Source organism: Gammaproteobacteria bacterium, assembly GCA_029881255.1.
In the GTDB taxonomy this organism is placed as follows: Bacteria; Pseudomonadota; Gammaproteobacteria; order S012-40; family S012-40; genus JAOUMY01.
The window spans coordinates 36,292-49,244 of record JAOUMY010000015.1; the positions used below are offsets into that span (position 1 = coordinate 36,292).

9 protein-coding genes are annotated in these 12,953 nt (G+C 45.9%); 2 read left to right on the forward strand and 7 right to left on the reverse strand.

Going from position 1 to position 12,953, the window contains the following annotated elements:
- Positions 1–123 precede the first annotated feature (123 nt).
- Genes OEZ43_19805 through modA form a run of 3 tightly spaced genes read right to left on the reverse strand, consistent with a single transcriptional unit; the run spans position 124 to position 2,546 of the window.
- Entirely contained in the window at positions 124–1,161 is a 1,038-nt protein-coding gene (locus OEZ43_19805) for an ABC transporter ATP-binding protein (GenBank protein MDH5547829.1), read from the reverse strand.
- On the reverse strand, positions 1,158–1,835 hold the full coding sequence (gene modB / locus OEZ43_19810; protein MDH5547830.1) for a molybdate ABC transporter permease subunit: 678 nt from the start codon (positions 1,833–1,835) through the stop codon (positions 1,158–1,160). Before modB ends, OEZ43_19805 begins: the two co-directional genes overlap by 4 nt.
- Before the next feature lie 3 nt (positions 1,836–1,838).
- The gene (gene modA / locus OEZ43_19815; protein MDH5547831.1) at positions 1,839–2,546 is read right to left on the reverse strand and encodes a molybdate ABC transporter substrate-binding protein; all 708 of its coding nucleotides are present in this window, start codon (positions 2,544–2,546) and stop codon (positions 1,839–1,841) included.
- A 333-nt stretch (positions 2,547–2,879) separates the two neighbouring features.
- Here modA and OEZ43_19820 point away from each other — a divergent pair, with 333 nt between their 5' ends.
- Positions 2,880–4,487 carry a methyl-accepting chemotaxis protein gene (locus OEZ43_19820; protein MDH5547832.1) on the forward strand — a complete coding sequence of 536 codons (1,608 nt, stop codon included), beginning with the start codon at positions 2,880–2,882 and terminating at the stop codon, positions 4,485–4,487.
- Positions 4,488–4,604: 117 nt separating this feature from the next.
- On the opposite strand, the gene OEZ43_19825 is transcribed toward OEZ43_19820, so the two are convergent.
- Entirely contained in the window at positions 4,605–6,902 is a 2,298-nt protein-coding gene (locus OEZ43_19825; GenBank protein ID MDH5547833.1) for a response regulator, read from the reverse strand.
- Positions 6,903–7,094: 192 nt separating this feature from the next.
- Here OEZ43_19825 and OEZ43_19830 point away from each other — a divergent pair, with 192 nt between their 5' ends.
- Positions 7,095–7,874 carry a hypothetical protein gene (locus tag OEZ43_19830; protein MDH5547834.1) on the forward strand — a complete coding sequence of 260 codons (780 nt, stop codon included), beginning with the start codon at positions 7,095–7,097 and terminating at the stop codon, positions 7,872–7,874.
- Positions 7,875–7,880: 6 nt separating this feature from the next.
- On the opposite strand, the gene OEZ43_19835 is transcribed toward OEZ43_19830, so the two are convergent.
- From OEZ43_19835 to OEZ43_19845, 3 genes are read right to left on the reverse strand one after another with little or no spacing between them, the layout of a single operon-like run.
- Positions 7,881–9,323 (reverse strand): DUF1302 family protein, encoded by a 1,443-nt coding sequence (locus OEZ43_19835; protein MDH5547835.1) that lies wholly within the window; start codon positions 9,321–9,323, stop codon positions 7,881–7,883.
- Between the two features lie 5 nt (positions 9,324–9,328).
- Positions 9,329–10,138 (reverse strand): outer membrane lipoprotein-sorting protein, encoded by an 810-nt coding sequence (locus OEZ43_19840; protein MDH5547836.1) that lies wholly within the window; start codon positions 10,136–10,138, stop codon positions 9,329–9,331.
- A gap of 27 nt (positions 10,139–10,165) precedes the next feature.
- Entirely contained in the window at positions 10,166–12,613 is a 2,448-nt protein-coding gene (locus tag OEZ43_19845; protein MDH5547837.1) for an efflux RND transporter permease subunit, read from the reverse strand.
- Positions 12,614–12,953 lie beyond the last annotated feature (340 nt).

Sequence of the window (12,953 nt, forward strand, 5' to 3'; positions counted from 1 at the left end):
GACGCCTTTGTGTTTTTTTCCGCTTGTTATAATCCTTTTGGGTGATACCCAGCTTAGTTTATTTCCTTTAGTATGGCCACCAGATAGAAAGACCTCAGCAAGGAGAATGGACAGGGACGTCACCTATTCCATGCTGTTAGGGAAAAAGAGAATGGATTCACCTTCAGGAACGATTCTAACGATATCGCCTACGCTGCAACTCTCGACAAACTCTCGATTCACTGCCTCAATCACTGTTCCATCGCTTAACGCTATCTCTACTTCACATTCATCGATTGATGTCACCACATGAATAATCTTTCCGGTCAAGGCCACTTCGTCTTTATGCGCTAGTCGCAAATCTGATCGCTTAAAATACAAGCGACCGCTTTCACCTTTAAACCCTGACTTGTATCTACAACTTCCCCAGGATCCAAACAAAGTATCGTTTTGGACTCTTTCAACCTCAAGACAGTTCGTCCATCCGAGCATTTTGGCTGCAACGGAATTTATCGGTTGTTCAAATAAAGTGTTCTGTTTTCCTGACTGGACAACAGAACCTTCATGCATCAAAACAAGCTCATCGGCGAAATACCGCGCTTCATCCAAATCGTGGGTAACTAAAATGACAGTTTGGTTCCACTCACGCAACACTTGCTTAATTTCACGACGTAACTGACGCCGCAAAGAAAAATCAATAGCGGATAGCGGCTCATCAAGAAGTAAGAGCGCCGGTTCGGTGGCTAGCGCTCTGGCCAATGCAACACGCTGTCGTTGCCCACCCGATAATTGCGCTGGTATTGAGGAAAGCTGATTTTCAAGATGTAGGCGTTTAGACCAATTAGTTGTTTGTTCTCGACGTCTATCCCGATTCACACCGAAACCTATGTTCTTTTCGACAGATAAATGTTCAAACAATGCGTAATCCTGAAACACCATACCGATGTGTCTATGTCGCGGTGGTAAGTAACGCTTATGTTGACTGTCAAACCAGCATTCATCGTTAAAATCAATTCTGCCCTCGTCGGGTTTTTCCAGCCCAGCAATGAGCCTCAATAATGTCGTTTTACCACTGCCCGATGGGCCGAGTAAGACAACAATTTTTCCACCTTCAAATTCGAGATCTACGGACAAGGCGAATTCACGGTATTGCTTGCTGCAAGTTATGCTCAGACGACTCATACCCGCACTCCGCGATACCATCGTCGATTTGAGGTATACACTGCCAACAGGACTATAAATGAGAACAGCAACAAGATCGCCGAACTGATATGCGCAGAGGCGAAATCTATGGTTTCGACTTGCTCATAGATGGCAATAGAAATAACTTTAGTCTCACCTGGAATGTTACCGCCTACCATTAAAACCACACCGAATTCACCAACAGTATGGGCGAAACCCAAAACCAGCGCTGTAATGAAACCGCGTCGTGCAAGTGGCATCACTATCAGAAAAAACGTTTGTACTTTGCTTTTTCCTAAGGTCCAGGAAGCTTCAATTACTCGTTTATCGATTAACTCGAAAGCGGTTTGCAAAGGCTGTACGACGAACGGCAACGAATAGAAACAGGACGCGATAACTAATCCACTAAAGCTAAATGTCAGTGAGACACCAAACATTGACTGCCACACTTCGCCAATGGTGCCATTGGGACCAAGTAGGATAAGCATGTAGAACCCAAGCACCGTGGGCGGTAAAACCAGCGGCAACGCTGTTATCGATTCGATTACCGTTTTCGTGGCGCTTCGTGTTGTCGCCAGCCACCACGCCAATGGCGTGCCCAATATCAACAGAACGAAAACCGTCAGTGCCGCCAGTTTAAAAGTCAATATGAATGGTGTAACGTCTATAGCCATAAACTACTCGGCGTAGCCCATTTTGTGGATGAGTGCTTGCGTCTTAACGGATTGCAAAAAGTCATAGAAAGCATGAGCTGCCGCATTGTCTTTCGCCCTTTTCAGGAGTACCGCTTGTTGCTCGATCGGTGTGTAATATTTCTGATTGGGAATCCAAACCTTGCCTACAGGTATTTTATCGTACGCCTCTATAATCTGCGAAAGCGCCACAAAGCCCATATCGACATTCTGCGAAACTGTATAAAGAAACACTTGTCCTACGTTTTCGGCGCGTATGAGATTGCGTGGCTCAACCGCCTTTGAATATTGCCTTAGCACCTGATCGGCAGCGACGCCATAAGGTGCGAGGAGAGGATTGGCAATCGCAATTCGAGCCGATGAGTTTACCTGTTCAATAGTTAACGACTTTTCTGCTTGTATTGAAAATAAGGCGAGAATTCCACGAGCGTAGGTAAAACGACTACCCGCCAGCACCCTACCTTCTTCCTCCAAACGCTGTGGCTCTGATTTATTTGCCGCGAGAAAAATATCGTATGGCGCGCCATTGAGTATCTGCGCATACAATTTTCCGGTCGATGCGCTGCTCATTTGTACTTTATGACCAGTCGTTGCTTCAAATTGTGACGCGATTTTTTTTGCGCTACTCAAAAAATTACTGGAAACCGCAATCGAGACTTGCCCGGCATCAACCCTCCCTGAACTGCAGAGCACACCGAATAGTAGGAGAATAACTCCCCCCTGAGTCGACTTTTGTCTGGAAAATAACGCCAAATTAATCACAGAAATCAAGGTATTGAAAGCCTAATTCAATGCATCAGCAAGCAATAATATACTGTTATTCTCAACTATACACAATCAATAACTCTATGTTTTCTTGGAATAAACCCACTAAGTCTGCAAATGAACAAATATGACTTATGGACGCTCATAGACCGAAAAAGATGTAATCCAGATACATAAACTTATTCTGAGACATGTCCGATATGCAATGAAATTTAACAATTCGTTTCAAATCGTTATCAGCGGTAAAGTGGCGAAGGCAGTATGAAACAGATCAAATTCAAACAATTACTATTCTTTATGGCTTTGGGTACCGGAACCCTGCTCAGTATATTTGGTATAGGCACATACCAGACCAGTAGTGATCTTACTGAAGCCATACGCAAACAAGAATCGCTTACCGACACCATGCTGTTACTGAAAGAGACACGTTTCAATATTGTGCAAATTCAGCAATTCCTGACTGATGTCGGCGCTACAGGTGACTACGGAGCGCAATCTGAAGCACAGGAACATCTCGCCGCTGCAAACTCCTTATTGGATAAACTTTCAAATGATCATCCCATACTCAAGGTGGCTCTGCTTGAGGCTAAGCAATCGCTACATGCGCTTTATGATACGGGTGTGCGGATGGCAGAGGCCTATGTAGAGATAGGCCGTGATGAGGGTAACGCGATAATGAAGGCCTCCGGCTCCGGATTTGATGATGCCTCAGCCCTACTCGCTTCACAGATTGAAGCCATGGTAAAAACGGTAGATGAAGAATATCGGGAATCTGTGCGCGTGCTTGACGAGGTAACTGCGCTAAAAACAAAATTTGGATACGCCAATGTTGCAACCACATTAATGTTATTCATGATTATTTTCAGTACGATTTATCGAAAAATTTTACCTCCATTGAATAATCTGATGCGCTCGCTTAACGATTTGAACAGTGGCCGCTCAGATCTGTCCCGCCGCTTGCCGGTAGACAGCTCAGACGAACTAGGACTCGTAGTAAATCAATTCAATCTATTCATTGACAAATTGCAGCGCATGGTCGACCAGCTTCGCAATTCGGTTACGCCTGTTGCAGACGCTGCACATAAAGTGGAAGAAGCCAGTAGCAAAACCCATGAAAGTTCACAGACCCAGGCTGAAGAGACTGAAAAAGTTGCTGCTGCGATCACTGAAATGGCTGCAACCGTGCAGGAAGTCGCAAGAAATGCGTCTACAACTATGGATGCCACTGACAGCGCAATGGATCAAGCCAAACACGGAAACGCTGTTGTTAAACAAACCATAGAAAATATCAATGCCTTGGCAAATGAAGTAGAAAACGCATCCAAGGTCATTAACCAAATGGATAGCTTTAGTATTGAGGTTGGTAACGTCCTCGAAGTCATCAAAGAAATTGCGGAACAAACTAATTTGCTGGCATTAAACGCCGCGATTGAAGCCGCACGAGCAGGAGAACAGGGTCGAGGATTTGCGGTTGTCGCGGACGAAGTGCGAACGCTTGCCGGACGCACCCAATCCTCAACAGCCGAAATTGAGGACATGGTGGACAAACTACAACGCACGGCGCGTACTGCGGTTAGCGCCATGCAGTCCGGCCATGAAAAGGCCAAACTAAGTGTTCATAGCGCCTCAATTGCGGGCGAGTCGCTCGACACCATCACCGCAGCGGTAACCACCATTCATAACATGACAGCGCAGATTGCAACTGCCGCAGAGGAACAAAATGCAGTCGCGGAGGAAATCAATCGAAACGTACTTGTTATCAGAGATATTGCCTCTAACAATTTTGTCTCGGCAAACGATGCGAAACGGGAACTCTCCGTGTTGGTCGAATTGGCCGACCATCTTAAAGAGGTATCGCAGCAGTTCTAAACTCGCCACTATGTATAAACTGATTGCGTTTCGAGAATACGCGACCTACCTAGGGTGATTTTCCTGTCCGATGATATCGAAACACCTCCAAGATAATGAAAATATAGAACTAGCGTCTCAATCGTCAGACGAGACAGTCCATTTTTTCAACACTCGTATCAACTGCTCTGGGTCTATCGGTTTTGCAACATAGTCGTTCATTCCAGCCTTAATACATCTGTCTCTATCACCTTCCATCGCATTCGCTGTCATAGCAATAACAGGAACACGATTCTTTTCGGACGCGAGTTTCCGTATTCGTCTTGTCGCCTCAAATCCATCTATCACCGGCATTTGACAATCCATAAAAACGAGATCAACTACGTAATCATTGAGCAAAGTCAAGGCCTCGTGTCCATTTTCTGCCACGAGAATATTTTGCAGCCCCATGCGTTCGAGCATCGCAATGGCAACGCGTCGGTTAATATGGTGGTCCTCTACGAGAAGTATTGTACATGTAGACAAACGAAAGTCGACTTTCGGAACGTTACAATATTCGTTCATATCATGTTTTAAACTGACGGTATCCGCTAGTTCTTGTTCAACGCTAAACCAGAGCGTGCTTCCACTCACACCGTCAGATACGACGCCTATTTCGCCCCCCATCTTCTTAACCAGCTGATAGCATATACTCAGCCCCAACCCTGTGCCTCCGTATTGTCGCGTGGTTGAACTATCTGCCTGGACAAATGCATTAAATATTTTTTTCTGTACGTTTACCGGTATTCCGATTCCAGTATCACTGACTTCGCACCGCAGAACGATGGATGAAGCTAATCTTGATTCTTCAAAGAGTGAGACTTTAACTTGCCCCTTTGAAGTGAATTTAATCGCATTATTGACCAGGTTCATGATGATTTGCCGAATCCTTGCAGGATCACCCAGATAATTCACATCAATTTTCGGGGAGAATTCTAATAATAGATCAAGATGTTTTTCACGAGCGGTAACCATCAAGACGGAAATAACGTCTTCTACTTCCGTCCGCAAAGTATACTCAACGTGTTCTAATTCCAGCTTCCCTGCTTCTAGTTTTGAAAAATCCAGGGTATCGTTAATCTGCTCCATGAGCATATCCCCAGAACGACAGGCGATATTGATATACTCTTTTTGTTCCTCGTTAAGTGGTGTATATTTCATGATATCTAACATGCCTAAAACGCCATTTAACGGTGTTCGGATTTCATGACTCATGTTTGCCAGAAATTCGGCTTTCACTCGCGTTGCTTCGTTTGCAGCTCTCAACGCGGTATCGAGTTGCTGATTCTTTTCTTCTAAACCTTTCCTGGAAAGTTCGAGCCGTGTATGCATAATTTGACGCTCCTGAATTTCCTCTGTCAGGTTAGCGATTAAATGTGACACTTTTTCGGCCATCTTATTAAACGAATCGACCAAGTCCTCGGTTTCTGCGAATGGTGCGTCTATGACGGGGTGATACTTCCCTTCGGCCAGAGATCTTGCAGAGTCTCGTACGGAATTTAGTGACAGGCGCATTTTACATGCCGCGATCCGTGACAACACGAGTATTGGACCTACAATTAAGATAGTAATGATGACGACGGCAATCGTCATGAAATCCATTCGCGCCTGAAATACACTGTTATCTGAACTTACCTGTATGCGCAAACCGGAATTTTCTTCTGTTGAATCCAACCAATGCTCAACAAAGAGATAATTTTTTTCTTCGGCAGGCTCTGGCCAGTCATCCGATTGCCAATGTATTTCACCCGCACCGTTACTCAAACGGATGGGCATTCCTAGCCTATCAACAAGCTCTCTGGATTTGAATGCCATATCTGCAATCAATTGTATATAATATGGCGGCCTCTCCTCGCCTAAAGGTCCAACGATATAGTAGTTGGTACTACTTCGATCCTTACAAATAGACCCAACAACATCTGTCTGTATGTTTTCCGAGAGAGAGGAAAACTCCTCGTGGACCAGTCCACACTGCGTCCTTTCCATCTCTTGCGCTTGTGTTTCATGAGCATTCGATACTTGATTTAAAAGTTGAAATTTTTCGTCGTAGATCCGTATGGTTTTTACATTGATGGCGTCTGCTGCGTTGCGGTGTATATTGAGTCGCTCCCCCAAAACACTAGCTATCTTCAATTTGTTTTTTGAGAACACGATTTCCTGAAGCTTCTCGTCGCTAGCCAGTTCACCGAGCAGATCAACCATATCCTTGGCCAATCCCATCTCTAGATTGCGCATTTCTCTTTTGACTATACGAGAAATTGCAGAACTCTCGTTGTCATAGGCGAGATCGACGAAAAGATTAATGCTGATCGTAAGCACCAACATAGACGCAATGCTGACTAGCAACACCACAATGATAAACACAGCGTTTATCGATGTTTTGTTTTCCTTTTTCATCGAACACTATCTATATGAGCACGTACAAATACTATCGGCGAACGATCAAATTAGTTTGATATTTCTATAGTTTTTATTTTGTCAGGTTATTCTCTGAACTTAACCTCCTTTAAAACATTCATGAAATTGAGATTCAATTTAAATCCAAGACTGACGATAACGAACTGAGATTGTGAATGACCGAGAAACATCATGAATTTCAATGTAAAACATCACGCGACAAAGATTTTTTTTGGCATTCTAATTCTTTTTGTGTTCGCCCCTACAAATGCAGCTGAACGTGATAACGTGCGATTGTATGGAAGCAAACCATTCTTCGGTTCAGAAACTATCCGCAATTATGTGTCCTGGAATAACACGTACAAACTTAACTATGATTTGGATAGCCTTAGACAAAGCGATGGAAAATGCAACGACGGTGACAAAACAAGCGCATTAGCATACGCCGGGCGTGGCTCTATATTTCACACGAATACCCGTGACAACAAAGATGAATTACTTTTTATCGAGTTTGAATATGTCGCGCCGGCAGAAAATCCACCAAAAAATGTCGCTAAAGCGGAAATAAATAAACCCTATTTTCTATGTCGCGATCGAAATATTACCAGCCCTAACTACTACCGCCAGGTGGGGGGCTTGAATACCGGTGTGCTCATTATTCCTCTTAAAATTCGTACCGATTTGACGATGACAGGTGCGGCGAGTATTGGTCCCTATTTTGGTCTGAGTAATGAAAAATTCACACTACTGGCCGCGGTGGGATTGTCACAACTACCCATTTTGCAAAACAGTGTTATTGAGAATAGAACCGGGCTTACCGCAGCCGTCGGCATAAACTGGCGCGTACAGGGCTACTTCAATCTTGGCGTAGTCGCGGGAATTGATCACTTACCGGGGGGAGACCAGAGCACGTATGCGTATCAGGACAAACCTTGGCTTTCATTTGCCGTGGGTTATACATTTTCCCGGTAATTGCACTCAGAAATCATAGCGTATTTCTCCAAACACGCGATCATTGCGCGCAACTGCATCGAGAAACAATCTGTCACCTGATTGATAGGCAATAACACCTGCCGAAACAGACAATGCATCCATCGGAATATACTTAGCCGATACCCGATAGAATCCGCCCCCCTCCGCCTTAAGACCAAATACGGAACCGAGAGCAACAATCTGCAATGTCTCGCGCAGGAAATTTCCGGTATAGCGAAACACAATCTGTGCAGCTTCTTCTTCCCTGTCATCTGGCGCCTGAATCAAGGCTGGCTGATAATCAAACAAATGCGACCACAGTGCTTCGACAGAAAATATATGATTATTGATGCCTGAGTAGTCAACACCTGCCATTAAATCACCACGGGAAAACTTGTTGTCCCCGGTGTTGAAAAACTGTATTCCATCGAACACCGCCAATTCTGATTTAATCAGCCAACTACCCACTACCAGATTGGTGGCAACTCCGCCCATACTGACGCGTGAATACGCTCGCTGGAGACTTGCATTACTAAGCTTGAAATGTGCTTGATCTTCGTAGACGCTAGCAAAATGTACGGATAAATCCCAAGCACTAAACTCGCCCGATATTGCCAACGCAAATTCGCTATCGCGCCAGTGTTCAGGGCGTTTCTCAGGCGGAAGGGGAAACGGTACCGGGAAGAAGTCGCTACCTTCCCCGGGAAACTTATTGCTACGGATTTCCGGTATCACCAGCGCTGTCACACTCCACGGAGCCTGAAAGTAATCCCCTCTCAGCATCGCTACAGGCAAACGTAAATCCTCGATATCCACCATACCGGGTTCACGCATATCGAGCGGATTGATGACATCAACCACGCGCAGGCTATCGGATTTTCCCCATACCACGATCTGCCTACCAAGCTTAATATCGACAACTTTGGCTATCGCACCGCGTACCCACAGCTCGCGCAGCTCCAATTCAGTTTCCGATACATCTAGATAAGTTGACGCATATTGATCACGACCGTTATAGCGAAAGGCACCGTCATAAAAACCACTTCCGCTGGTAAATACATCCCACTTTCGTGGTAAATCGATTTTTACCTCAGGTAATATTTTTAGACGAGCGCGAGACAGGCCGCGGAAATCTGTCTTCCCGCTCGCCGGTTTATCGTGCTGGTAGTTTATGCTCGCACTGAAGCTGCTATAGCCGCCAAAGGAAAGCCACGACGGCATACGTGAAGGTGTTTCTGGCGTGACGGCTACGCTTTCTTCGTTGCCGAATCCATCCATCAACGCGTCAATATCAGTCTTTTCCGGACCAGGTTTTTCACTGACTTCTTCTTGCGCAGCCTCTTCTGCCTGCTCTTCAAAGCCTCTCAGCAACTCGTCGATATTGTTCAACGCCCACGCCTGGGTGAAGGATAAAAACAAACACAATAGTCCCAGCCCCCATCTCTGCATAAAATTTAGAGACCTTTTTCCAAACGACGCGTAGAAAACATGCTGTCATCCATATTTTGATTGTATTTGACCTCGTCGAACTTCAATATGGTCTTGTGTAAGGTCTGCTTGCCTTGTTTTGTTGTCATATGCATTTCAAGTGGCGTCCAAATCCCGTCTATTTTTTTGAGTTCCTTGACATCCAGATACTTCATCCGACCACCATCTTTTTCCCAGCTTATGGCGCGTATTACGACGTAATTATCCTGGCGAACCAAAATAAGGGACTTCTTATAGCCAGTTTCATCTATCGTCTTTTGACTGCGCGGGACCGCCTCTATCGCCCACACTTTATCCCCATTGACTTCCATTTCTTTGCTGAGAGTAAAATCGTATTCATTCAAAGCGCGTGAGGTCATATCGGAATAATTAAAGTCCGAACCCATGAAGGAGCCACTCTTGTCACTGGCGGCGATGCGCTTGGTCTTCTTCAATGCCGGTAGATAAAGCCACTGGTCATCGTCCTTGGTCTCATCGTCGTAGTCGTAGGTCAGGAAACCGGTTCCCTCGACATCCGCTGGCGACTCGAAGAATATAATGCTTTGCGTATCCTTGCCCTGATCCCGCGAGTACGATACGGTACTGCGGACGCGCTCTTTGCCGCGTTTATCGATCAGTATCATCTGCATGCTTGAACGACGCTTGTCACCATCGTCCCTGTCTTCAACTTTCTGCATAATCTCCCTGGCCTTGGCATCATCTGCCAATACGACACCGGGGAAGAAAATCAAAAACAAAACACAGCTACCCAACACGGCCTTATATTTCATCTGCATCCTGACTCTCCAAATTCCTGTATTTGCTTAACCCTGGCCTGGTGACTTCTGATTTTTCTGCTTTCCATACATGATTTGCATCAGCGCTGGCGCTAGCATCAAATCCGCCAGCAATGCCAACAACACGGTTGCACCCACCAACGCACCGAAGCGAAAAACATTGTGCATATCACTTGCCATGAAAACGAAAAATCCCAGACATAATACAATTGTGGTGACAACAATTGCACGTCCTGTCGTCATCAAGGTATGCTCAACGGCCACTTTTACATCACCATAACGCTGATGATATCGCCGAAAATTATGCATAAAGTGTATGGTGTCATCCACAGCAAGTCCAATGGCGATCGAACCGACCAACATTGTGAACATATCCAGCGGTATTTTCATTAGCGACAAAGCGGCCAAGGCGATCACAATGGGTAAGAGGTTTGGAATCATGCTCACCAATCCCAACTTCAGGTCGGACAACAGCATAATCATCATCAGCGTAATTACCGCGACTGCAATCAGATAGCTGTCACGTGTACTTTTTATCGCCGCATCAAGCGTTCTGACAAACAGCGAACTCATCCCGGTAACATAGCTGCTTACCTCGTCGCCAAAGATCTCCTGCAATATCTGAGTTTCCTTCCTCACTGCCTCAGCGGAAGTTCCTGCGTCAGTCCACGGCCCCTTGAGCGTAATTCTCGCCTGCTGAAACTGGCTGTCGACAAAATTCTCCAAATCATCCGAACCTGAATTTTCAAATAAAAACAATTCCTGCGCGATCAGATCTCGCTGCTGAGGTACGCGATAAAAGGCTTCGTTATTTTCATGCAAGGCACGATTACTCTCCTTTAAAATATCGACGACGGAAACAGCCTTGCTTACCTGGTGCTCACCATATTGCAATCCGACTAAGCGCGCATGGCTCTGCTCTAGTCGGTTCATAATCGATGGCTCATATAACCCGTTTTCCTTACCCGTGTCGATTACCACTTCGACCGTGGTACTGCCTCCCATACGGGTGTCCACCAGTTCCGTCGCCTGACGAATCTCCCACTCTTCCGGAAGCCAGCTTAACGGGTCGTGTTTGAAGCGAATATCCATCACCACTACAACAGCGATTGCCATTAATACCAGCCCGAAGGCGACGATCGGCTTAGCGTGACGAATGGAAAAATGCCCCAGGGCCTGGAGAAAATTATCCATTAATGGATGATTGGCCGTCTCACGTTTACCACCGCGATGCTTAATCGGAAAAACCGCGATCATTACCGGCACCAGAATCAGCGTGTAGATCAGTGACAACATTACCCCTGCCCCCGCGAAACGGCCCAGATCAGAAATCGGCGATACCTCCGACGCAGCAAATGAAAGCAAGCCTGCTGCTGTGGTACTACTCGTCATGATGATCGCCAGACCAGAATGTCCCATGGCGTAACCTATCGCCGTACGTTTATTCGCCGTTTCATGATAGTTGCGATAGAACACTGCCAATAAGTGCACCGAGGCCGCGACGCTAACCGCCAATATTAAGGACGGCAATATCTGCGTCGGCAATTTTATTGCCGTACCGCTGGCCGCCATCAGGGCAATCGTCGACAGCAGAGACAAAATCACTACAACAAGCGGCAGCAATACCCCGGACAAGCGACGGAACAAAAAAAACAAGACGACGATGATCATGAGTAAAGCGAGCTTGGTAAAGCCTTGCATATCTTTTTGCATCGAACGCTTCAATTTATCGATGACGGCAGGTACGCCGGCAATATAAACGACGAAGTCATCTGCGCGATATTTTTCGACAATTTCGCGAACGGCTGCTACTGCCTCGCTGTTTTCCTTGTCTGTTAAAAAAACTGGCTTAGAATTTCCTTCTTCGTTTCTGCCCGGTTTACCGGTCGCGGCATCACTATCGTCAAACCCTTCCATCACGTTCTCACTCTGGCCAATGCTGGAATAGGCCTGAGTCTGGATAACAATCGTGGTTACCTTACCATCCCGTGATAAGACGAAATCCTGATAAGTGGTATTCGCCAACGCCCGTTGTCTTATCACGTTTAACGACTGTGGGTCTTTGGGCCAGTCCTCGAACAAATCTTCGACGATTAGTCGATCTCCTTCGCCGCGTGTATTACGGGCGTTGATCAAGCTGTTTACCTCATCCAGATGTGGCACTGTCTGTTCCAGTTCTCGATGTAAATCACGCAGTCGTTCGAGAAAGACCATATCGAAAATGTCTGGCGCTGTTATCGCCAGGAGTATCATTTCCTCCCGACCATATTGCGCGCGGTAATTATTGTATTGAATAAGGATAGGATCGTCTTCGTGGAGAAAACCTTCATTCGAGGTATCGATGGTAATCTTGGGTACCTGAGACAACAAGCCACCAACCAGAACCAACATAATCGGCAAGACAACGTATCGCTTGTCGAAAATGACGTGCCCAAGTGCCTCGAGTTTAGATTCTATAGCCGCGCGAATGCTCATGTTGCATATCCTTTTGCTAATTCGGGTCGCGGCACAGGAAAACCTACGTTCCGCGAGTTGCTATGTTATAACACCTAAACGGCTGGGTGCGATATACGGCTTCTAGCTGTAAGCTCTATATTGTTGCCCATTGGCGAGCGTCTATTTCAGTTTGCGCGACATTTAGCGCGTGTAAGTTTCCCTGCTAAGCTTCCACATTCGGCATATGACATCTATGCGAATTCAATTTCTGCATGCACTCAATCTTTGTTCATCAGTTCTGACCAACGCGCACCCAAATGCCTGATAGTTAGCATGTCATCTTTCAAAGGCGAAATGTTTCCCATTGTATTTTGTAGCG